Here is a 21,509-nt window from a genome sequence, read left to right as displayed (position 1 = left end):
CCTTCTGATGCGGATTGCCAGTTATGCAATTGAAAAGCAGGTTAATACCTGGCTGTTTATTATGCTGTGCTTTTTGGGCGGACTTTGGGCATTGGTCAGTATTGGCCGCTTAGAAGATCCGGCCTTTACGCTGAAAGAGGCGATTATTGTCACCCATTATCCGGGCGCGACTGCGTTGGAAGTGGAAGAGGAAGTGACGGAATTGCTGGAATCCGGTATTCAGCAATTATCACAATTAAAGCGTATTACCTCCAAGTCGATGCCGGGTAAATCGGAAATCCGGGTGCAAATTCAGGATAAGTATGACGGCAGTCAGATGCCACAGATTTGGGATGAGCTCAGGCGTAAGGTTAATGATGCCAGTATTCGCTTACCTTCAGGCGTGATGAAACCGATCGTTAATGACGATTTCGGTGATGTATTTGGTATTTTTTATGCCGTGACAACTGACGGTTTTTCCGATCGCGAAGTGCGCGAGCTGGCTACTTTTTTACGCCGTGAGATGCTGACGGTGCCTGGGGTGGCAAAAGTCCAGACCGCCGGCGAACCGGAAGAGCAAATCAGCGTAGAAATCTCACATGAGCGTTTACTCGGGATTGGCCTGCCATTGCAATTGGTGGTCAACACCCTGCAAACCGAAAATGCAGTAGCACAAGCCGGCTCGGTGCAGGTGGGGGACAAAAGGGTTCGCCTGAACAGCAAACCAGGCCTGGATTCAATTGAGGCAATTGAAAATTTACGGATTGGCAAACCTGGCTCAACCGAGCAACTAAGCATTTTTGATGTTGCAACAGTGCGCCGGGATGAAGTTGAAGTGCCGTCGCAACTCATCCGCTTTAATGGCAAACCGGCCTTTACGTTGGCGATTTCCGGCCTGACTGATGCCAATATTGTCGATGTAGGTAAAGCGGTTGATCAGCATCTGGCGAAACTGGCAGAGCGTATCCCGCTTGGCGTAACCCTGCATCCGATCTATCAGCAACATGTCGTGGTGGATAACGCCATTAACGACTTTATTATTAACCTGATCTTGTCCGTGGTCATTGTTATTGCTGTGCTGTGTCTGACCATGGGTTGGCGGGTTGGTTTAGTGGTTGGCGGTACTTTGTTACTTACTGTCTTGGGTACCGTATTCTTTATGAAACTGGCGAATATCGAAATGGAGCGGATTTCGCTTGGTGCCCTGATTATCGCCATGGGAATGTTAGTTGATAACGCCATCGTTGTGGCGGAAACCATGCTGATTAATATGCAGCGTGGCCAGAGTTCACGGCAGGCGGCGGATGAAGCGGCCAGTCGTACCCAGATCCCGCTGTTAGGCGCGACCGTGATTGGCATTATGGCCTTTGCTGGTATTGGCCTGTCGCCGGATAGTACCGGTGAATTCTTGTTCTCACTGTTCGCGGTAATTGCGATTTCATTGCTGTTAAGTTGGGTGCTGGCGATTAGTGTCACGCCTTTGCTGGCGCATTATTTGTTTAAAGTCGATGCTAATAGTGCTGCTGCCGATCCCTATGCAGCAGGTTTTTATCAGCGCTATATCAGGGTATTGCACTTTGCCTTACGCCAACGTGCGCTAACTCTGGGCGGTTTGGCGGTGCTCACGCTAATTAGTGTGATCGGTTTCGGGCAAGTAAAGCAGGTATTTTTCCCGGCGTCGAACACGCCAATTTTCTACTTGAATTACTTCTTGCCTCAGGGCTCAGATATTCGCGCTACCTCGCGTGATCTGGCAGAAATTGAAGCCTTTGTACTGGCGCAACCTGAAGTCGAATCGGTCAGTAGCTTCGTTGGCTCGGGTGCCAGTCGCTTTATGTTGACTTACGCACCGGAGCAGCCGAATGCCGCCTATGGCCAATTGATTATCCGTACCGCACACCGTGACCAGATCCCACCGCTGATGCAGCGGCTGCGCACTGAACTGCCGCCGCGCTTACCGCAGGCTGAGATCTACACCCAGCAACTGATGTTTGGGCCGGGCAGTGGTGCCAAGCTACAGGCCAGGGTATCTGGCCCGGATGAACGCATCTTACGGCAGTTGGGCCAGCAAATTACCGAGTTAATGCGCCAAGAGCCGGCTATCACCGATTTACGGCAAAACTGGCGGCAACGGGAGCTGGTGATCGTACCGGACTTTAACGAAGAGCGGGCGCGGGTTGCCGGTATTAATCGCACTGATTTGGCGCAAACACTGGAGTTTGCCAGCACCGGAGTACGCAGTGGTGTCTACCGTGAACATGATAAGCAAATCCCAATCGTGGTGCGGCCGCCAGCGTCAGAGCGCTTTGATATTGACCGGCTGCAGGATCGGATGATTTGGAGTGCTAACGATAATACCTATATCCCGATTACACAGGTGATTAATGGGCTGCAAACCCAAACTGAAGAAGCGAAAATTCAGCGCCGCGACCGGTTAAGAACCCTTACTGTCGAAGCTGAGCCGGCCTTGGGTTACACGGCCGATCAAGCCCTAAAATTGGTTCGCCCGAAAATTGAGGCGCTGCCATTACCCAGTGGTTATCAACTGAGTTGGGGTGGTGAATATGAGAGCTCTGCTGAAGCTCAGCAATCGCTGGCCGCGCAATTACCCTTAAGTTTTATCGTGATGCTGGTGATCAGTATTCTGCTGTTCGGTGCGCTGAAGCAGCCGCTGGTGATTTGGTTAATTGTCCCGATGTCTATCTGTGGCGTGACCGCCGGTTTATTGGCAACGGGTCTGCCCTTTGGTTTTACGGCGTTGCTCGGTTTCCTCAGCTTATCAGGCATGCTGATGAAAAATGCCATCGTGCTAGTGGACGAGATTGACCTGCAAATTCAGCAAAATAGCGATAAGGTTCAGGCGATAGTCCAGGCTAGCGTTAGCCGGATCCGGCCGGTATTACTGGCAGCCTTGACCACGATTCTGGGGATGTTGCCGCTGATTTGGGATGCGTTTTTCAATAGTATGGCAGTAACGATAATGGCCGGCCTAGCCTTTGCCACGGTATTAACCCTGGTCGCGGTGCCGGTACTGTATGCCATGCTGTTTCGGATAAAACCGGCCTGAGCTGGTTAAAACAGGGCCGGTTTTGCCGGCCCAGTGGCTACTTGGCGCAGCGAATACAAAGCTCAGTAAAGGGGATAGCGGTAAGACGTGCCAATTTAATGGCCTCGCCACACTGGGCACATTTATCGTAAGTGCCGTGTTCCATTCGGCCAAGCGCTCTGTTGATTTGTGCCAGTTCTTGCCGATCTTTTTGTTCTATGGCGCTTAATACTTCATCATTCTCACGTTCGGTTGCCTGTTCGGCAAAGTCGGCACTGCGACCTTGCGCAAAGTCGCGCTCAATGGCAGCGACCTGGCGCTCCAATTCTAATTTTCGGGCTAGCAGGCGACTTTTAAATTCCTGAAATGGCATTTGCGGCTCCTGTTTGCTGTTCTACCAACTTAAACTGTAGCAGAGCCGTTACAAGCTGCTGTTGATCTGGCGCACAAAAAATGTGCAGCGCATGCGGTTAGTCCGACTGTTCAGCTTGCTGCCGCCATAAACTGGCATAGCGGCCATTGGCGGCAAGCAGTTGCAGGTGACTCCCTTGTTCGACTAACTGTCCCTGCTGCAACACCAGGATCTGGTCGGCGTCGGTAATGGTAGATAAGCGGTGCGCAATCACCAGGCTGGTATGCTGCTGTGCCACCTCGCGCATCGCCTTGAGAATCGCCTGCTCCGAGGCCGAATCTAAAGACGATGTGGCTTCATCAAACACTAAAATGGGTGAGCCTTTCAGCATGGCGCGGGCGATGGCTATCCGCTGTTTTTCGCCACCTGAAACTTTTAAACCGCGCTCGCCTACCTGGGTTTGGTCGCCCTGCGGCAAGCTGTTAATAAAATCCTGCAGGTGCGCCATAGCGATAGCCTGGTCCACTTCGGCGGCGCTGGCGTCGGGTTTGGCATAGGCAATATTATCGCGAATACTGGTATTAAACAGCACCGTATCCTGCGGCACTATGGCAATAGCGCGACGTAGTGATTCCAGGCTGACTTTACGGATATCCTGACCATCGATCAGGATCCGTCCGGCCTCTAGCTCATAAAAGCGATACAGTAGGCGGGCAATGGTGCTTTTGCCCGCGCCTGAGGCACCGACAATCGCCACTTTACTGCCGCTGGGCACATGAAAACTCAGATCCTGTAATATTGGCCGCTCTGTTTGATAGCGGAAACTAACGTTCTCAAAACGAATATCGGCCCCATTAAGTTGTAGCGGTTGCGCATCTGTTGCATCAATAATGGCCGGTTTTCGGGTCAATAGCCCGAGCATATTTTCCAGATCGGTCAGGGCGCGGCGAATTTCCCGATAGACAAAGCCAAGAAAGTTCAGCGGTAAAAACAGTTGGATCAAGTAGGCGTTTAGCATCACCAATTCGCCAAGACTCAGTTGCTGATTCACCACATCGCGTGCTGCCAGATACATCAAAGCGGTTACGGCCAACGCAATGAGCAGCGCCTGACCTGAGTTTAACACCAATAAACTGAGTCTATTCTTTAGCCGCGCCTGCTCCCAGCTGGCTAGAAAGCCATCGTAAATTTTCGCTTCATGCTGTTCATTATTAAAGTATTTAACTGTCTCATAGTTCAGCAGACTGTCGATGGCGCGGCTGTTGGTGGTGTTATCAGCCTGATTAGCTTCACGGATAAATTTATTACGCCACTCCGTGACATAGATCGTGAAAAAGATGTAGAGAGCAACCGCGACCACAGTAATCAGCGCATAAACAGGGGAGAACAGCACGCTGAAGATCACGGCCACGGCCAGAATTTCCAGCAGCGTCGGCACAATATTGAACATTAAAAACCGCATCAGAAAGCTGAGGCCGTTAGTGCCACGCTCAATATCGCGGCTGATACCGCCGGTTTGCCGGTCGAGATGAAAACTCAGTTCCAGCTGATGCAGATGTTGAAATACCTTTAAGCCCAGTTGACGCATCGCATGTTCGGTCACCCGGCCAAAGAGTGCATCGCGCAGTTCGCCTAAAAATACCGTCAGAAAACGCAGGCTGCCGTACAGCAGGATCAAGGCCACGGGCAACACCAGCAAAGCCTGGCGACCAGAATCCAACGAATCTACAATCTCTTTTAATGCGAAGGGCACTAGCAAGGTCGCAGCCTTGGCGCCGATCAAACAGAGCAGTGCCAGCAGGACCCTGACTTTAAACTGCATTAAATAAGGCCAGAGCGTTTTTACGCTCTGGCTAAGTGGCATCGCATAGCTGCGTTTTTGTGGTTCAGGCTGTTTGGCTGCGCTGCGCATGCCACGCATAGTTCACTCGTTCGGCTGGCTTACTGATAGGTGCAAAGGTAAGCGGTATCACGGGCGACTTGCAACTGAAACTTGCTATTAGCAGGCACCTGAAAGGCCTGGCCGCGCGAATAGGTTTGCCAGCTGTCACTACCCGGCAGCTTTACGGTCAACTCGCCGCTGATTACCGTCATCACTTCGTGCTGGCTGGTGCCAAACTCATAATTCCCCGGTGCCATCACGCCAACGGTGGCAGGCAGTTGCTCGCCCTGAAATGCGACAGACGCCACCTTACCATCAAAATACTGATTGACTTTAAACATTGCTCGCTCCTTAAATAGTTCGCTGCTTAGTAAAACCGAAATTGACGCTTTTGCCTAGCGATATTTAGCTATTTAGAAGTCTTTACGTCTTTTGGTGGTCAGCATAATTTCTTCAAAATTTAATCAGATTGCCATAAAGCGGTTGTAGTCTGAGCAACCGATAACAAAAACCAGGGAATAACAACGTGAAAAAGACACTCTTAGCCGCCAGTCTGGCCGTCGCACTCGCGCCGGCTGCTCAGGCGGAAATTTTTATCTCAGAATATGTCGAGGGCAGTGGTAACAATAAAGCGCTGGAGCTTTATAACCCGGGCGAACAAGCCGTAGATCTGAGCAACTACCGCGTGCGGGTATTTTATAATGGTAGTACATCATCAACCAACATTAACCTCTCTGGCTCACTGGCGGCAAAGCAAACCTTTGTTATTGTCAATGGCCAGGCGGTAGTTGGCTTGAGAGATCTGGCAAACTTAATCACCGGTAGTGCATCGTGGAATGGCGATGACGCTATTGTGCTGGAGAAGAACGGTGCCGTAGTAGACAGTTTCGGTCGTGTTGGTGAAGATCCGGGGGCGGCCTGGAGCAACAATAATGTGCGTACGGTTGACCAGAGCCTGAGACGCGTGGGGATCGTCTACGACACTAATATTAGTGATGCCTTTGACCCCTCGGTGCAATGGCTACAATTCCCGCAGGATGACTTTTCTGATATCGGCCAATTTAATGGCAGTGGTGGGCCGGTGGATCCGGAAGAGCCAGAACCAGAGTTTGACTTGACGTGTGCCGCGCCTTTTACGCCTATTTCAGCTATTCAGGGCGCGGAGAGTGCCAGCCCGCTAGCCGGGCAAACGGTCGTTGTTGAAGGCATCGTGACGCATACTCTGTCTGGTTTGCGTGGTTATATGATCCAGGCGGCAGATACTGAGCAGGATGATAATCCGCTCACCTCGGAAGGGGTATTCGTTTATACCAATAGTCAAACATTAGCAGTGACAACCGGGCAGCGTGTTCGTTTACAAGCCCGGGTTGCTGAGTTCCAGGGCAATACACAGCTCGACAATATTACCGCTACGGTAGATTGTGGCGCTGCCGCTATTCCTGCCGCGGTCAACCTGAGCCTGCCGGTTGCCTCCAGTGATTATTTGGAGCGCTATGAAGGTATGCTGGTGCAATTTAGCCAGGAATTAACAGTTAATGGCAACTTCACGCTGGGACGCTTCGGCGAGTTAGTTTTATCTCATGGTCGTCGTTTTACGCCAACGCAAGTTGTCAGCCCGGGCGCAGCGGCACAAGCGCTGGCAGCACAGCATAGTCTGAATAAAATTCTGATCGATGATGCATCGACACTGCAAAACCCACTGCAGGTTCCCTATCCGGCGCCGGGTTTAACTGCGGCTAATACCGTGCGCTCTGGTGATACCGTTGTTGGTTTAACGGGCTCCCTGTATTACGGCTTTAATGAGTATCGGGTTAATCCTACTCAGCCGGTTAATATCATCGCGACCAATCCACGTACTACAGCACCGGAGTTAACCGGTGACGGTAATGTGAAAATAGCCAGTTTTAACGTGCTGAATTACTTTAATGGTAATGGCGTAGGTGGCGGCTTCCCGACCTCCCGCGGCGCTGATAGCGCACTGGAATTTGAGCGGCAACGGGCGAAAATACTTGCTGCCTTAAGCGCATTAGATGCTACTGTGATCGGGTTAATGGAAATTGAGAACGACGGCTTTACTGAGACGTCGGCACTGGCTGATCTGGTTGCCGGTTTACGGCAAAGCTCCGGTTTCGCCGACTGGCAATATATCGCGGTTGACGCGGCCAAAATTGGTACTGACGAAATTACTGTTGGTATGTTGTACCGCGCTGCACTGGTCACACCGGTAGCCGCCGCGCAAATTCTGGATGAGCAGAACTCCGCAACCGATACTAACGGTGTGCCGCTGTTCGATACCAGCCGTAACCGGCCAATGCTGGCACAGCGTTTCCGCTTGCTGGAAAATAATGCCGAGTTTGCGGTGATGGTAAATCATCTGAAATCCAAAGGTTCATCTTGCTCTGGTGATCCGGATTTGAATGACGGACAGGGTAACTGTAATCAAACCCGTACCCGCGCAGCTGAAGCTATCGGTGTGTTTGCAGCTAGCCAGTTTGCTGATATTCCGGCGGTAGTACTGGGTGATCTCAACGCCTATGCCAAAGAAGATCCGCTGACGATGCTGGCCAGTGCTGGTTACGTCAGTGCCTTCGAGGTACTTGGCAAAACCCCGGCCTATGGTTATATCTTCGACAATCTGTCTGGTCAGCTTGATCATATGTTGTTAAACGCTGATGCGCAGCAATATCTGGTCGATGCCACAGAGTGGCATATCAATGCCGATGAGCCGATAGTATTGGATTACAATACCGAGTTTAAACCAGGTAATACGGTTAATACTTATTATGCACCAGATGCTTATCGCTCATCAGATCATGATCCGGTATTGGTTGCCTTAGACCTGCCACGACCGCTGGATATTCAGCTGCAATTGGTACGGGTAAACCAGGGTAATGCGCGCTCTGGCAGTAAGCTGGTGCAGCTGAGTTGGAGCAGCGAGCAAACTGGTTTGACCCTGTATCGTGATGGTGAGGTGGTAAGCACCCTAACCAAACCGGGTATTTATAATAATCAGTTTAAGACCCAGGCAGAATCAGTAACTTATCTGCTGTGCTATGATGCCACTAAGCAATGTTCGGCACCCTTGGTAGTTAACTTCTGATCGTAATGGCGAAGCGGCGGTACAGGTATAAGGACCGGCCGCTGCAGCACAATATGCTGTCAGAATAAAAAAATGATGTCAGAATAAAAAAGGCCGGTTGCGATAACCGGCCTTTTAATTTCTCTGACTTGGCTGTTATTAAGCCGCCTTTGATTTTTTCTCGGCTGCATTTAGCGCCTCGGCGCCATTAGCCTGCTGTTTTAATGATTTATCCGCAGCCAGATACTCTGGCTCAAAATCATCAACATTAATCACAAATAAACGGCTTTCTTCAGCTGTGCGCAGTATTTGGGCTTCCTGTTGGTTAATCACACCCAGCTTCAGACCTTCATCCGCCACTTCATGCAGGCGGAAGAACGGCAGGCGTTTGCCCGAGGCTTTGCTGACTTTATCGAACAGAGGCTCAGCGGCCAACACATCCAGCAGCGCCTGCTCAACACGGCCTAACTGATTAAGTGGTTCAACTTTCAGATACAGGTGTTTACCTAAGCGGTTACGCGCTTCGCATGGTGTCATCATAATACGTGATACCTGATGATCCAGTTGGTCGGACGGTTTGCGCAGGGTACGGCCAAACGGGAACACAATACGCTTTAACACGACACCGACAACGCGGTTCGGGAAGTTATCGAACAGCTCTGTTAACGCCAGCTGCGCACGGAACAGGTTATCTTCACAGGCCCACTGCACCAGCGGTAAATCCTGCACCTGCCGGCCTTCGTCCTGATAACGTTTTAACACGGACGAAGTGATATACAGCATACTCAGAATATCACCCAGGCGCGCTGAAATCCGTTCACGACGTTTTAAATCACCACCCAGGGTGCCCATGGCCACATCAGACATCAGTGCAAGTGCTGCGCTAAAGCGGTTCATTTGCTTGTAGTAGCGGGCGGTATCATCGTTGTAAGGGGCGTGACTGAAGGCGCCGCCGGTTAACGATAACCAGAAGGTGCGGAAGAAATTACTGATTGCAAAGCCGATATGGCCAAACAGTGCCTTGTCAAAAGCCGTGACCGCTGCGCCTTCGTCCGTCAGTTGGGCTGCCTGCAATTCAGCCAGTACAAAAGGATGGCAACGGATCGCGCCCTGACCGTAAATAATCATATTGCGGGTCAGGATATTGGCACCCTCTACGGTAATGGCTACCGGTGCGCCCTGATAACCACGGGCCAGGTAGTTGTTCGGACCCATACAGATCCCTTTACCACCATGCACGTCCATCGCGTCAATAATGGCCTGACGCATGCGTTCGGTCATATGGTATTTGGTAATGGCTGAGATCACAGACGGCTTTTCGCCGAGGTCAATTGAACTCACTGACATTGCTGTTGACGCGTCGGCCATGTAGGCATAACCGCCAATCCGCGCCATCACTTCTTCTACGCCTTCCATCTTACCAACAGGTAATTTGAACTGACGACGAATACGGGCATAGGCACCGGTCGCCAGCGCCACAGCCTTGATACCACCAGTACTGTTCGATGGCAGCGTAATAGCCCGGCCCACTGATAAACATTCCACCAGCATCCGCCAGCCCTGGCCAGCCATCTTCGGACCACCGATAATATAATCCAGTGGCACAAAGACCTCAGTACCCTGCGTTGGACCATTCTGGAATGGTACATTCAGCGGGAAGTGACGGCGGCCAATTTTGACACCTGGGGTATTAGCAGGGATCAGCGCACAGGTAATGCCCAGATCTTCTTTATCGCCCAGCAGTTTGTCCGGATCTTGCAGTTTGAAAGCCAGGCCCAGTACAGTGGCGATCGGCGCCAGTGTGATATAGCGCTTATTCCAGGTCAGGCGCATGCCGAGGATTTCCTCACCATTCCACTGACCTTTACAGACCACACCAAAATCCGGAATGGCACCGGCGTCTGAGCCGGCTTCCGGGCTGGTCAGAGCGAAGCAAGGCACATCGATACCCTTCGCCAGACGCGGTAAATAATAAGCTTTTTGTTCATCCGTACCATAATGCTGCAACAGTTCGCCCGGGCCTAAGGAGTTAGGTACACCGACGATACTGGATAACATCATGCTCTTACTGGTCAGCTTTTGCAGTACGCAAGACTGGGCAAAGGCAGAGAATTCCAGACCACCGTATTCTTTCTTGATGATCATGGCAAAGAAGCCTTTGTCTTTCAGATACTGATAGACTTCCGGTGACAGATCGGCCCGCTCATGAGTCGCATGCCAATCATCAAACATGGCCAGCACTTCTTCTACCGGGCCGTCTAAAAACGCCTGCTCTTCAGCGCTTAAGCGTGGTTGCGGGAAGTTATGCATTTTTTGCCAATCCGGATTGCCGCGGAACAGATCCCCTTCCCACCAGGTAGTGCCGGCATCAATAGCTTCTTTTTCGGTGCTGGACATTTCCGGCATAATTTTGCGGTACAGCTTTAACAGCGGCTTAGTCAGATGCTGCTGGCGTACCGAGGCGATATTCAGCGGCAGCGCGATAACTAAAAATACCAACCAGGCAAAAAAGCCGGCCACACCACTAAAGGTACCTACTAACAGAATAGCGCCAAGTACCGCGGTAAATAATGTCAGGCTGGCGCGGTGATAGGCGAGTACGCCTGTCGCAACCAGCAATGCCATACAAAACAGAAACACACTCATTGTAAACTCCTGTGATAAGAGGTCTGACCACTAAAGTCTTAGCTTAGAATGCTTTGCGCCAAGTTGCAAGCACTTCGTGCCGCAGCACACCAGCTATAACTGTCAACAAAAGTTGCAGACACTGTTTGTACGTTCTAGCATAGCAACCAGACTGTTGTTTTGCCGGAATGGGAGTGTGGCACTTGTGTGAATTACTGGGGATGTCAGCCAATGTGCCAACCGATATTTGTTTTAGCTTTAAAGGACTAAAAGAGCGCGGTGGCCGAACTGGCCCGCATAAAGACGGCTGGGGCGTGGCGTTTTACGAGGGGAAGGGCGTTTGTACCTTTAAGGATGCATTACCGAGCTATCAGTCGGAAATTGCCCGCCTGGTTTCTGATTATCCGATTAAAAGTACTGCCGTGATTGCCCATGTGCGGCAGGCTAACAGCGGCCGGGTGGGACTGGAAAACACCCATCCTTTTACCCGCGAGCTATGGGGCCGTTACTGGACCTATGCTCACAATGGTCAGTTAAAAGATTTCCGCCAGTTAGCGGTTGAGCGCTTTCAGCCTGTCGGAACCACGGATAGTGAGCGCGCCTTTTGTTACTTATTCAGTGAGTTAGTAAAACGTTATCCCGGCACAAGCCCGGGACCCAAAGCGGCAATGCGCTTTATCGCCGGATTATTACCCAAGCTGCAACAATTGGGGGTATTTAATATGCTGCTGAGTGACGGTGAGTATGTGCTGGCATTTTGTACTACCAAGTTGCACTGGATCACCCGACGCGCGCCCTTTGGTGTGGCACGGCTGTCGGATGTGGATGTCGATATTGATTTTAGCCGGGAAACCACCCCCAAGGATGTGGTCACCATCATTGCCACTGAGCCACTGACCAATAACGAGCAGTGGCATAAGATGCGGCCAGGCGAGGCGCAGTTATTCCGTTTCGGTGAGCCGCTCGTGCTCTGAGCGCTGTAACCACTCTAATTTATGCAGCTGGACATCGAACTGTTCCACGTTGTCTTCACCGCGCCACAGTCGCACTAACATATAGTCCAGCTCAGGCGCGACCCAGGCCAACACTTGTTTCTCGCTGTTCTCTTCCACTCTGGCAATACGGATTGCCCGCACATTGCCGTAGGGCAGCGCCAGCGGTTCTTCCAGTTCTACCCGGTAGTGATAGGTACGGCTATTGCCATCACGATTGAGTACGTCATAGCTGAATTCGGTTTTACCCGCTTTCAGATCATTAACCAGCTGCTGATGATAACTGAGCGGATCTAACCAGTTATCCTGCCAGGGTATGGCTTTTACGGCTGCTTTCTTACCGGTAAGGACCTGTTGCTGTTGCCAGTCTAAACGCCATTCATAATGGCGGTTACTACCGGTACCACTGCGTTTCATCAGGTAATGCAGCGGTCGGATCTGCGCATCCTGCACGATAAAGGTTGAGGTTTCACTGCGTTTATCACTAAACACCAGCCAGCTAATATCGCTGCTGTAACCCATTTCATAGTGGTCTGCTTGCTGGTGTAGATAGCGTTTGGCTTTACCATGACTTTTACCGCCACGGTAAATCAGATATTCGGCATTAAAAGTACTAAAAGCAGGGCTTTCTATTGTAGATTCAGCAACTGCAGTGCTTGAGACTGCAGTGCTGATTAGAAAGGTGGTAAACAAAACGGCTGCGTTACGGCGCCACCTCGACATCATCCTCATCCTGGGCATAACCTTGTGCTGGAAGTAAGTTACCGTCTAACCATGCCTCATTTACCTGTTGTTGTAAACGGCCCTGACAGAACCAACGCACCACCAACGGATAAATTTGGTGTTCTTGTTCATGCACCCGCTCTGCCACAACTGAAGCATCGTCGCCTGGGAAAATTGGCACCTTGGCTTGCAAAATTACCGGCCCGCCATCCAGCTGTTCAGTGACAAAGTGCACACTGCAGCCATGTTCGGTATCACCGGCGTCAATCGCCCGCTGATGTGTCGCCAATCCCTGATACTTAGGTAGCAAAGAAGGGTGAATGTTCAATAATTTACCGGAAAAATGTTGCACAAACTCTGCAGTCAGGATGCGCATAAAACCGGCCAGCACAATTAAATCGGGTTTAAACTGCTCAATCGCCGCAATCAGCGCCTGATCATAATCTTCCCGACTGTCGAAGCCTTTGTGGCTGAGGACCGCAGTCGCGACACCTGCGGCTTCTGCCCGTTTTAAGCCAAAGGCGTTTGCCTTGTTCGAGATCACCCCGGTAATCTTACCGGGGATAAAGCCCGTAGCACAGCTATCAAGCAGGGCCTGTAAATTGCTGCCACTGCCTGAGATCAGCACGACGATAGATTTCATGCTGCCTTCTTACTCGTTGATAATAACCAGTTGCTCGCCGGCCGCAGCGGCCTGAATTTCACCCAGATGCCAGGCGGTTTCGCCAGCATGTTGCAGCTTCGCCAGCGCCTGATCTAACTCAGCGGCAGGGACCACTACGATCATACCGACACCACAGTTAAAGGTACGGTACATTTCATGGCGGCTGATATTACCCTGTTGCTGTAACCAGTCAAAAATCGCCGGCCACTGCCAGCTTTTGCCATTAATCACCGCTTTGGTATCAGCCGGTAGTACCCGTGGAATATTTTCCCAGAAACCACCGCCGGTGATATGACACAGCGCATGTACCGGTGTGGTTTTAAACAGTGCCAGCAGGTTTTTCACATAGATACGGGTCGGTTCCAGTAGGTGGTCGGCAATCGACTTACCGTCCAGTAAGGTCTCAGGAGATTGACCTGACACTTCCAGTACCTTGCGGATCAGTGAAAAACCATTGGAGTGTGGACCAGAAGAGGCCAGAGCAATCAACTGGTCACCGGGTTGGACTTTGGAGCCATCGATAATATCGGCTTTTTCCACCACACCAACGCAGAAACCGGCGATATCGTAATCATCACCATGATACATGCCTGGCATTTCAGCGGTTTCACCGCCAACCAAGGCGCAACCCGACTGCACACAGCCTTCCGCAATACCGGCAACGACCCGCGACGCCGTATCGACATCTAATTTACCGGTAGCGTAATAATCGAGGAAAAACAGCGGTTCTGCACCCTGTACTACCAGATCGTTCACACACATCGCAACCAAATCGATACCCACACCATCATGGCGCTTTAAATCCATCGCTAAGCGCAATTTGGTGCCGACACCGTCAGTACCTGACACCAGTACCGGCTCTTTATAACCGGCAGGGATTTGGCATAGCGCGCCAAAACCACCAAGGCCACCGATGACTTCCGGACGGGTGGTGCGCTTTACCGCGCCTTTAATCCGATCAACCAGCGCATTACCTGCGTCTATGTCTACTCCGGCGTCTTTATAGCTTAAAGATGTTTTCTGCTCGCTCACGGCTTTCCTCGAATGGCTTGGGGGTTGGCTAAAGAGGGCGCCATTTTACCTTTTTAACGGCGCCGACAAAAGCCTTACTGTGTGGCGTTCTCACGTGCCTGGCGCAGGTAATCTTGCAGGCTGATGCTGTTATCATTAACAATCTTGTGGTAACACACTGATGCAAATGGAAATTCTTTATCGCCAAAGCCTACCGCCAGGTACGGCGCGCTGTGATCTTGCGTATTATTTTGCCACTGGCCACCGACGTGTTGGATAAAAACTTCCCCAACATAGGCACCAATAATATTACACAGCGTAAACAGCATTTCACTGGAGTGCGGTTTTGCCTGTTGATCCTGATACAACTTGGCCAGCAACGTATCAACCTGATGCAGACTTTCCAGACTGCCATCCAGCGTTAATTGATATTGCTCAGCCGCAAAGTTGACGGCATCAACTGCCGATTGTTGCATCAGGGCGTTCAGTTCCTGCGCTTGCATAAAAGGTCCTTGTTATTTTTGATGTGCGGCCAGTAGCAACTGCCGTAATTGCCGGCTACCCGGCCCTAAGGTTTCTTCTTGTGGTGCCAGCAAACTCATCGGCACCAGGCGTTCGGTACTTTGTTTTAGCGGTAAACGGCAAAGTTGACCTGTTTCCAACTGTGGATTCACCACAAAGTCGGGTAACCAGCAAAATCCTAAGCCAAGCTGTAAGATATCGACTGCTTCGTGAAAATTATTCACTGTCCAGCGTTGTTCGGCTTTAAGCCAGCCCATATGCTCCTGCGGCTTGACGGCGGTATCGCGGATCACAATTTGCAGCTGTTGGCTTAGCTCATTTTGATCCAGGCTATCTATACTGGCGAGCGGATGCTGGCAACCGACCACCGGAATAAAGCGGGTCACATACAGCGGTTCACTTAAATAGCCTTTGGGTACTACGCCGGTAATCACCAGATCCGCTTTTTTCTGGGTAATAATCTCGCTGGTGCCAGTGAGTACCGTATCAATAATTTGCACCCGGCTGCCACGACTAATTGGGTAAAAGGCCTGCAGCGCCTGGTATAAAAAGGGTTTCGGATAGGCCAGTTCAGTAGCGATACGAATTTCTGGCTCCCAGCCTTTATCAAGGTTATCGGCTAACAGCTCTAAATCTTCAATTTGCTGGGTCAGAATGCGTGAGCGGCGCAGCATCACCTCGCCAGCTGGGGTAAGCTGCGCTTTGCGGCCAATGACTTCCAGTAGCTCGACGCCTAATTGCGATTGTAGTTTGGCGACGGCATGGTTTAACGACGACTGGCTTTTGTTTAACAGATCCGCCGCCTGGGCATAACCGCCGGCATCGACCACGGCCTGTAAAATTCGCCATTGTTCCAGCGTTGACTTGGGACGGTAGGGCATAGTGCTGGTGCGCTCCTGCTGCAGCTATGCCGGCGTTAAACGCCGGCAATCACAACGGCACGTATCGGTGCCGGATAACCTTCAATGGTCTTACTATGATCATTCGGATCGAGAAAATCAATCAGACTTTCATTTTCCATCCAGGCCGTGGCGCGCTGTTCCTCCAGGCTGGTGGTATTTAAATCAACCACCCGTGCATCTTTAAAGCCAAGCCGGGTTAACCAATGGCATAAGGCGGCGGTACTGGGAATAAACCAGACATTACGCATCTTGGCATAGCGCTCACCCGGCACTAACACCGTCTGCTCGTCGCCTTCGACGACTAAAGTTTCCAACACCAGCTCGCCGCCCGGCCGCAGTTGTTGCTTTAATTGCTGTAAAAAATCCAGCGGTGAGCGGCGATGGTATAACACCCCCATCGAAAACACCGTATCGAACTGCTTTAAGGCCGGCATCTCGTCGATACCAATCGGGATTAAATTCACCGCCGGATCCGGATTAAAGTGTTTAATGGCTTGAAACTGCGCATAAAACAGTTGCGACGGGTCGATACCGACTACAAAACGGGCGCCGGCACCGCGCATCCGCCATAAGTGATAGCCGCTGCCACAGCCGACATCAAGCACGGTGCGGTTAGTTAAATCACTGATATGCGGTAATACGCGCTGCCATTTCCAATCCGAGCGCCACTCGGTATCAATGTCAATGCCGTGAATTGAGAAGGGGCCTTTGCGCCAGGGTTTTAACTGTTGTAATAAATAGCGAATGCGTTCGGCTTCGCCAGTGCTGATATCAGCGGCGGTACCGAATTTCACCTCCTGCTTTAGCTCAACGACCGAGGGCCTGGTCACGGGCAAATGCTGCAACACCTTTTGCCAGCTGGCAAAGTCACCATGTAGCGCTTCTTTGCGCCAGTTGGCCAGTTGGGCCGGTAAGGTTTCCAGCCAGGCGCTTAACTGGTTTTGCGCCAGGGCGGCATAAAAGGGAGAAAAATCCAGCATGCTTATTCCTTAATTGCCAGCATTGAGCAGAAGTTAAAACACTGAAACCATAGTGTTTGCGTGTTAAAACCTGCTTGCTGCAGTCTGCTACGGTGGGTTTGCAGGCTATCCGGACGCATCACATTTTCCAGTGCGGTACGCTTTTGGCTGATTTCCAGTTCACTGTAGCCATTGGCGCGTTTAAAGTCGTGGTGCAGGTCAATCAGCAGCTCATTGGTCAGGCTGTCGTCGTTAATAAATTTCTCGGACAGGATCAGCAGGCCACCTGGTTTTAAGCCCTGATAAATTTTATTAATCAGCGCACTACGATCCTCAGGCGCTAAAAACTGCAGTGTAAAGTTCACCACGACCACGGCGGCATGTTCAATCGCCACATCACGGATATCGGCCAGCAGGATCTCCACCGGCACCTCAGAGCGAAATGCCTGTAAGTGCAGCTGACAACGCTCGACCATGGCTGCACTGTTATCGACACCAATGATCCTGCTATTAGCGGCACTAATATTGCGGCGCATCGCTAGCGTACCGGCGCCCAGTGAGCAACCGAGATCATAATAATGACTGTCCGGCTGTTGAAAGCGGGCGGTAAGCTTACCAATGGTCTGAATAATAGTCTGATAGCCGGGTACCGAGCGCTGAATCATATCCGGGAATACTTCGGCCACGGCCGCGTCAAAGCGAAAATCGGCAATATGGGCCAGCGGATCGGCATATACCTGATCTTTTTGCATCTTAATTTCTCAATAAGGGCACGATATGGGCGGCATTTTAACGCAAAGGCGGGTACTTTTCTGCAGTTAATCTTTACAGTCGCGGGGCTTTAATGCTTTTCCAAAGCGGGCAGTGACATTAAAGCGCATTTCGCTATAATTAGCGCCCATTAAATAGATACACTATCAATTTCGACAGCCGCGCAGACAAAAACCGTGGTTGTCGCCAGATGACAGGTGTAGCACTTCAGCTTGAATGAAAGGAAAGGTTAATGCGTAGCCATTATTGCGGTAAGTTAACGGCAACAGAAGTTGGGCAAGACGTCACCTTAAGTGGTTGGGTCAACCGGCGGCGGGATCTGGGTGGTCTGATTTTTATTGACTTGCGTGACCGTGAAGGTCTGGTGCAGGTCGTTTGTGACCCGGATTTAAAAGATTTGTTCGATGTTGCCTATACCGTGCGTAATGAATACTGCATTCAGATAAAAGGCCAGGTGCGGGCGCGCCCGGCCTCGCAGGTAAACCAGGAGATGGCCACCGGTGCGGTAGAAGTTTATGCCAGTGAGCTGACTATTCTGAATAAAGCCGCGCCGCTGCCGCTGGACTTTAACCACGAAAACAGTGAAGAGCAGCGCCTGAAATACCGCTACCTGGATTTACGCCGGCCGCTGATGAGCGACCGGCTGAAATTCCGCGCCAAGGTCACCAGCTTTGTGCGCAATTTTATGGACAGCCAGGGCTTTTTAGATGTCGAAACGCCGATCCTGACCAAGGCCACGCCAGAGGGCGCGCGCGATTATCTGGTACCCAGCCGCACGCACAAAGGCCAGTTCTTTGCGTTGCCACAATCACCACAGCTGTTTAAGCAACTGTTGATGATGTCAGGTCTGGATCGCTACTACCAGATCGTGAAATGCTTCCGTGATGAAGACTTACGCGCCGATCGCCAGCCGGAATTTACCCAGATCGATATCGAAACCTCCTTTATGACGGCGCCGGAAGTGATGGCGGTGACCGAGCAGATGGTACGTGAGATGTTCCAGAGCCTGCTGAATGTCGATTTAGGCGATTTCCCACGGATGCCGTATTGGGAAGCGATGCGCTTATACGGTTCCGACAAGCCGGATTTACGCAACCCGATGCAGTTTGTCGATGTGGCTGACTTATTAAAAGACGTTGAATTTAAAGTCTTCTCTGGCCCGGCCAATGATCCAAAAGGCCGCGTTGTGGCATTGAAAGTGCCAGGCGCTGCCGAGAAAATCTCCCGCAAAGATATCGATAACTACACCAGCTTTGTTGGCATCTATGGCGCCAAGGGGTTAGCCTGGTTGAAAGTTAACGATCTGGCAGCAGGCGCTGAAGGTATCCAGTCACCGGTAGCTAAGTTCTTAAGCGCAGAGATCATTACCGAAATTCTGGCCCGCACCGGCGCTCAAAATGGCGATTTAATTTTCTTTGGTGCCGATAGTTACAAGGTTGTCTGCGAAGCCATGGGGGCACTGCGCTTAAAGCTGGGCGAAGACTTAAAACTGACGGTACCGGGTTGGAAACCGTTATGGGTGGTAGACTTCCCGATGTTTGAAGAAAACGATGATGGCAGCTACTCGGCAGTACACCATCCGTTTACCTCGCCACTGGACACGGCGCATTTCCTGAATACCCCGAATAACGAGCTCAAGCTTGGTGAGCTGTTATCCAATGCCTATGACATGGTATTAAACGGCACTGAATTAGGTGGTGGCTCAGTGCGGATCCACACCGCTGAAGTGCAGGCCAAGGTCTTTACCTTATTGGGCATTAGCGATGAAGAAGCGGCCGAGAAATTCGGTTTCCTGCTCGAAGCCTTAAAATACGGCGCGCCGCCGCATGCCGGTTTGGCCTTTGGCCTGGATCGCCTGGTGATGTTGATGACCGGCGCGACCTCAATCCGTGATGTGATGGCGTTCCCGAAAACCGCTACTGCAGCCTGTCCGCTCACGGACGCACCGGGTGCCGCTAATCCAGCCCAGCTAGCCGAACTGGGTATTCAGGTGGCGGTCAAAGCCTGAGTCTAAGTAGCGAAACAATCGCTAAGCTTGTGCAGTGGGCCTTGCCCACTGCGTCTTTACCCCGCAGTTTTTACAAGCACAGGAGCACCGATGGCTGGACACAGTAAATGGGCCAATATGAAGCATCGTAAGGCCCGCCAGGATGCGAAGAAAAACAAAATCTGGACCAAGATGATCCGCGAGCTGACCACCGCAGCCCGCATTAGCCCCGATGTTGCCGCTAATCCACGCTTACGTTTGGCTGTCGACAAAGCCTTAAGTGAAAATATGACCCGCGATACCATTGAACGCGCCATTAAGCGCGGTGCCGGGATGCAAGACGGTGAGCAATACGAAGAGCTGGTCTACGAAGGCTATGGGCCGGGTGGGGTCGCGGTTATCGTTGAAACCATGACCGACAATAATAAGCGCACTGTGGCGGATGTGCGGCATGCCTTTACCAAATACGGCGGTAACCTGGGTACCAGCGGTTCAGTCGCCTATATGTTTCAACGCAAGGGCGTGTTGTTGTTTGCGCCGGGCATTGATGAAGACCAGCTGCTGGAATTAGCGTTGGATGCCGGTGCCGATGATGTCCAAAGCCATGATGATGGCAGTCAGGAAGTGCTGACCAGCCCGGAGGCCTTCAGTGCCGTCAAAGATGCGTTAGCGGCAGCTGGCTTTACTGCCGAATCAGCAGAAATCACCCTGTTACCGGATACCCGCGCTGAACTGGATGCCGAGACCGCGGCCAGGTTTATTAAAATGCTCGACGCGCTGGAAGACTCTGACGATGTGCAAAACGTTTACCATAATGCCGACATTAGCGACGACATTATGGCAACTCTGGAGTAAGCTTGGCCATTATTCTGGGTATTGACCCCGGCAGCCGGCTGACCGGTTATGGCGTGATTAAGCAGCTTGGCGGTAACTTTAGTTATGTCGCCAGCGGCTGTATCCGTACCGGTACCGATGAGCTGCCGGAGCGGTTGATCCGCATTTTTAATGGCGTAAGTGAGATTATTGCCCAAACTCAGCCCACTGTGTTTGCGATTGAGCAGGTCTTTATGGCGCGTAATGCTGACTCGGCGTTAAAGCTGGGGCAGGCACGGGGGGCGGCCATCGTCGCCGCCTGCCATGCCGGGTTGTCGGTGTTTGAGTATTCTGCCCGCCAGGTGAAACAAGCCGTGGTTGGCACGGGCGCGGCCGATAAAGCGCAGGTACAGCATATGGTGCGTTATCTGTTAAAGCTACCGGCCAACCCGCAAGCTGATGCTGCTGATGCACTGGCAGTAGCGCTGTGTCATGGTCATACCCAGCAGAGCCTGGTCAGTTTAGCCGGGCAGGCCAGTAAAACGGTACGCGGTCGTTTACGTAAATAAGGAAAGCTGATGATTGGTCGTTTACAAGGCACTATTCTGGAAAAACAACCCCCGGACTTGCTTATTGATGTCGGTGGTGTGGGTTATGAAGTGCAGCTGCCACTGACCAGCTTTTATGAATTACCGGAAGTGGGCAAAACCGCTATCCTCTATACCCACTTTGTGGTGCGTGAAGATGCGCAGCTACTCTATGGTTTTAGCAATCCGACCGAGCGCAGTTTATTTCGCCAGTTGATTAAAGCCAATGGCGTCGGCCCCAAGCTGGCGCTGACTATTTTATCCGGCATGACCGCGCAACATTTTGTGCGTTGTGTGCAGTTTGACGATATCAGCACCTTAATTAAGCTTCCTGGGGTCGGTAAAAAGACGGCCGAGCGGCTGGTAATTGAAATGCGCGACCGCCTAAAGGATTGGGGTGTGACACCACAAACGCCGGTAACCGATAAGCTACTGCTCAGTGATGATGAAGCCATTTTCGCGCCGCCAGCCACCGCTGAGCAGGATGCGATTGGCGCTTTGCTGGCCTTGGGGTATAGTCAGGCACAGGCCGCGAAAGCGGTAAAACAGTATTTGACGCCTGGGATTAGCTGCGAGCAGCTAATCAAGGCAGCCTTAAAGAGTATGATTTAAGCC

General features: G+C 51.6%; 18 protein-coding genes. 7 read left to right on the top strand and 11 right to left on the bottom strand.

Annotated elements, in window-relative coordinates:
- Positions 1-7 precede the first annotated feature (7 nt).
- A complete protein-coding gene (locus tag AGRI_RS05210) occupies positions 8-3,046 on the top strand; it encodes an efflux RND transporter permease subunit (RefSeq protein ID WP_008983948.1) in 3,039 nt (1,012 codons plus the stop codon).
- A gap of 37 nt (positions 3,047-3,083) precedes the next feature.
- Here AGRI_RS05210 and AGRI_RS05205 read toward each other — a convergent pair whose 3' ends face one another.
- From AGRI_RS05205 to ppnP, 3 genes are all read right to left on the bottom strand, one after another.
- On the bottom strand, positions 3,084-3,398 hold the full coding sequence (locus AGRI_RS05205; RefSeq protein WP_008983947.1) for a TraR/DksA family transcriptional regulator: 315 nt from the start codon (positions 3,396-3,398) through the stop codon (positions 3,084-3,086).
- A 97-nt stretch (positions 3,399-3,495) separates the two neighbouring features.
- Positions 3,496-5,298, bottom strand: coding sequence for an ABCB family ABC transporter ATP-binding protein/permease (locus tag AGRI_RS05200; RefSeq protein WP_008983946.1), 1,803 nt, complete (start codon positions 5,296-5,298; stop codon positions 3,496-3,498).
- 20 nt (positions 5,299-5,318) lie between these two features.
- Positions 5,319-5,600, bottom strand: a complete 282-nt coding sequence (gene ppnP, locus AGRI_RS05195; protein ID WP_008983945.1) for a pyrimidine/purine nucleoside phosphorylase — start codon at positions 5,598-5,600, stop codon at positions 5,319-5,321.
- Between the two features lie 185 nt (positions 5,601-5,785).
- Between ppnP and AGRI_RS05190 the strand changes: the two genes are divergently transcribed.
- Complete coding sequence (locus AGRI_RS05190) at positions 5,786-8,359, top strand: ExeM/NucH family extracellular endonuclease (RefSeq protein ID WP_008983944.1); 2,574 nt, start codon at positions 5,786-5,788, stop codon at positions 8,357-8,359.
- 138 nt (positions 8,360-8,497) lie between these two features.
- On the opposite strand, the gene fadE is transcribed toward AGRI_RS05190, so the two are convergent.
- Positions 8,498-10,984, bottom strand: a complete 2,487-nt coding sequence (gene fadE, locus AGRI_RS05185; RefSeq protein WP_008983943.1) for an acyl-CoA dehydrogenase FadE — start codon at positions 10,982-10,984, stop codon at positions 8,498-8,500.
- A 182-nt stretch (positions 10,985-11,166) separates the two neighbouring features.
- Here fadE and AGRI_RS05180 point away from each other — a divergent pair, with 182 nt between their 5' ends.
- Positions 11,167-11,937 carry a class II glutamine amidotransferase gene (locus tag AGRI_RS05180; RefSeq protein WP_008983942.1) on the top strand — a complete coding sequence of 257 codons (771 nt, stop codon included), beginning with the start codon at positions 11,167-11,169 and terminating at the stop codon, positions 11,935-11,937.
- On the opposite strand, the gene AGRI_RS05175 is transcribed toward AGRI_RS05180, so the two are convergent.
- From AGRI_RS05175 to cmoA, 7 genes are all read right to left on the bottom strand, one after another.
- The gene (locus AGRI_RS05175) at positions 11,905-12,678 is read right to left on the bottom strand and encodes a DUF3108 domain-containing protein (protein WP_008983941.1); all 774 of its coding nucleotides are present in this window, start codon (positions 12,676-12,678) and stop codon (positions 11,905-11,907) included. The genes AGRI_RS05180 and AGRI_RS05175 overlap by 33 nt on opposite strands.
- The gene (gene purN, locus AGRI_RS05170) at positions 12,659-13,321 is read right to left on the bottom strand and encodes a phosphoribosylglycinamide formyltransferase (protein ID WP_008983940.1); all 663 of its coding nucleotides are present in this window, start codon (positions 13,319-13,321) and stop codon (positions 12,659-12,661) included. Before purN ends, AGRI_RS05175 begins: the two co-directional genes overlap by 20 nt.
- Positions 13,322-13,330: 9 nt before the next feature.
- Entirely contained in the window at positions 13,331-14,374 is a 1,044-nt protein-coding gene (gene purM / locus AGRI_RS05165) for a phosphoribosylformylglycinamidine cyclo-ligase (protein ID WP_008983939.1), read from the bottom strand.
- A gap of 74 nt (positions 14,375-14,448) precedes the next feature.
- Complete coding sequence (locus AGRI_RS05160; RefSeq protein ID WP_008983938.1) at positions 14,449-14,856, bottom strand: hypothetical protein; 408 nt, start codon at positions 14,854-14,856, stop codon at positions 14,449-14,451.
- 12 nt (positions 14,857-14,868) lie between these two features.
- A complete protein-coding gene (locus tag AGRI_RS05155) occupies positions 14,869-15,756 on the bottom strand; it encodes a LysR family transcriptional regulator (RefSeq protein WP_008983937.1) in 888 nt (295 codons plus the stop codon).
- A gap of 35 nt (positions 15,757-15,791) precedes the next feature.
- On the bottom strand, positions 15,792-16,763 hold the full coding sequence (gene cmoB, locus AGRI_RS05150; RefSeq protein WP_193353426.1) for a tRNA 5-methoxyuridine(34)/uridine 5-oxyacetic acid(34) synthase CmoB: 972 nt from the start codon (positions 16,761-16,763) through the stop codon (positions 15,792-15,794).
- On the bottom strand, positions 16,760-17,488 hold the full coding sequence (gene cmoA, locus AGRI_RS05145) for a carboxy-S-adenosyl-L-methionine synthase CmoA (RefSeq protein ID WP_008983935.1): 729 nt from the start codon (positions 17,486-17,488) through the stop codon (positions 16,760-16,762). Before cmoA ends, cmoB begins: the two co-directional genes overlap by 4 nt.
- A 251-nt stretch (positions 17,489-17,739) precedes the next feature.
- Here cmoA and aspS point away from each other — a divergent pair, with 251 nt between their 5' ends.
- The 4 genes from aspS (at position 17,740) to ruvA (ending at position 21,506) form a co-directional block, all read left to right on the top strand.
- Positions 17,740-19,515: an aspartate--tRNA ligase gene (aspS, locus tag AGRI_RS05140; protein ID WP_008983934.1), complete on the top strand. Its 1,776-nt coding sequence runs from the start codon at positions 17,740-17,742 to the stop codon at positions 19,513-19,515.
- Between the two features lie 90 nt (positions 19,516-19,605).
- Positions 19,606-20,349 carry a YebC/PmpR family DNA-binding transcriptional regulator gene (locus tag AGRI_RS05135; RefSeq protein ID WP_008983933.1) on the top strand — a complete coding sequence of 248 codons (744 nt, stop codon included), beginning with the start codon at positions 19,606-19,608 and terminating at the stop codon, positions 20,347-20,349.
- 2 nt (positions 20,350-20,351) lie between these two features.
- The gene (ruvC, locus tag AGRI_RS05130) at positions 20,352-20,876 is read left to right on the top strand and encodes a crossover junction endodeoxyribonuclease RuvC (RefSeq protein WP_008951678.1); all 525 of its coding nucleotides are present in this window, start codon (positions 20,352-20,354) and stop codon (positions 20,874-20,876) included.
- A 9-nt stretch (positions 20,877-20,885) separates the two neighbouring features.
- Positions 20,886-21,506: a Holliday junction branch migration protein RuvA gene (gene ruvA, locus AGRI_RS05125; protein ID WP_008983932.1), complete on the top strand. Its 621-nt coding sequence runs from the start codon at positions 20,886-20,888 to the stop codon at positions 21,504-21,506.
- Positions 21,507-21,509 lie beyond the last annotated feature (3 nt).

This window comes from Alishewanella agri BL06, assembly GCF_000272005.1.
GTDB lineage: Bacteria > Pseudomonadota > Gammaproteobacteria > Enterobacterales > Alteromonadaceae > Alishewanella > Alishewanella agri.
Note: the sequence above shows the minus strand (reverse complement) of the source record. Positions and strands in the feature narration are given on the sequence as shown.

What these genes read in the sequence shown, in the direction of transcription:
- purN (WP_008983940.1), bottom strand. Translation starts at nt 13,321, where the DNA reads ATGAAATCTATCGTCGTGCTGATCTCAGGCAGTGGCAGCAATTTACAG.
- AGRI_RS05175 (WP_008983941.1), bottom strand. Translation starts at nt 12,678, where the DNA reads ATGTCGAGGTGGCGCCGTAACGCAGCCGTTTTGTTTACCACCTTTCTA.
- fadE (WP_008983943.1), bottom strand. Translation starts at nt 10,984, where the DNA reads ATGAGTGTGTTTCTGTTTTGTATGGCATTGCTGGTTGCGACAGGCGTA.
- cmoA (WP_008983935.1), bottom strand. Translation starts at nt 17,488, where the DNA reads ATGCAAAAAGATCAGGTATATGCCGATCCGCTGGCCCATATTGCCGAT.
- ppnP (WP_008983945.1), bottom strand. Translation starts at nt 5,600, where the DNA reads ATGTTTAAAGTCAATCAGTATTTTGATGGTAAGGTGGCGTCTGTCGCA.
- aspS (WP_008983934.1), top strand. Translation starts at nt 17,740, where the DNA reads ATGCGTAGCCATTATTGCGGTAAGTTAACGGCAACAGAAGTTGGGCAA.
- AGRI_RS05200 (WP_008983946.1), bottom strand. Translation starts at nt 5,298, where the DNA reads ATGCGTGGCATGCGCAGCGCAGCCAAACAGCCTGAACCACAAAAACGC.
- AGRI_RS05210 (WP_008983948.1), top strand. Translation starts at nt 8, where the DNA reads ATGCGGATTGCCAGTTATGCAATTGAAAAGCAGGTTAATACCTGGCTG.
- AGRI_RS05205 (WP_008983947.1), bottom strand. Translation starts at nt 3,398, where the DNA reads ATGCCATTTCAGGAATTTAAAAGTCGCCTGCTAGCCCGAAAATTAGAA.
- AGRI_RS05135 (WP_008983933.1), top strand. Translation starts at nt 19,606, where the DNA reads ATGGCTGGACACAGTAAATGGGCCAATATGAAGCATCGTAAGGCCCGC.
- ruvA (WP_008983932.1), top strand. Translation starts at nt 20,886, where the DNA reads ATGATTGGTCGTTTACAAGGCACTATTCTGGAAAAACAACCCCCGGAC.
- AGRI_RS05155 (WP_008983937.1), bottom strand. Translation starts at nt 15,756, where the DNA reads ATGCCCTACCGTCCCAAGTCAACGCTGGAACAATGGCGAATTTTACAG.
- AGRI_RS05160 (WP_008983938.1), bottom strand. Translation starts at nt 14,856, where the DNA reads ATGCAAGCGCAGGAACTGAACGCCCTGATGCAACAATCGGCAGTTGAT.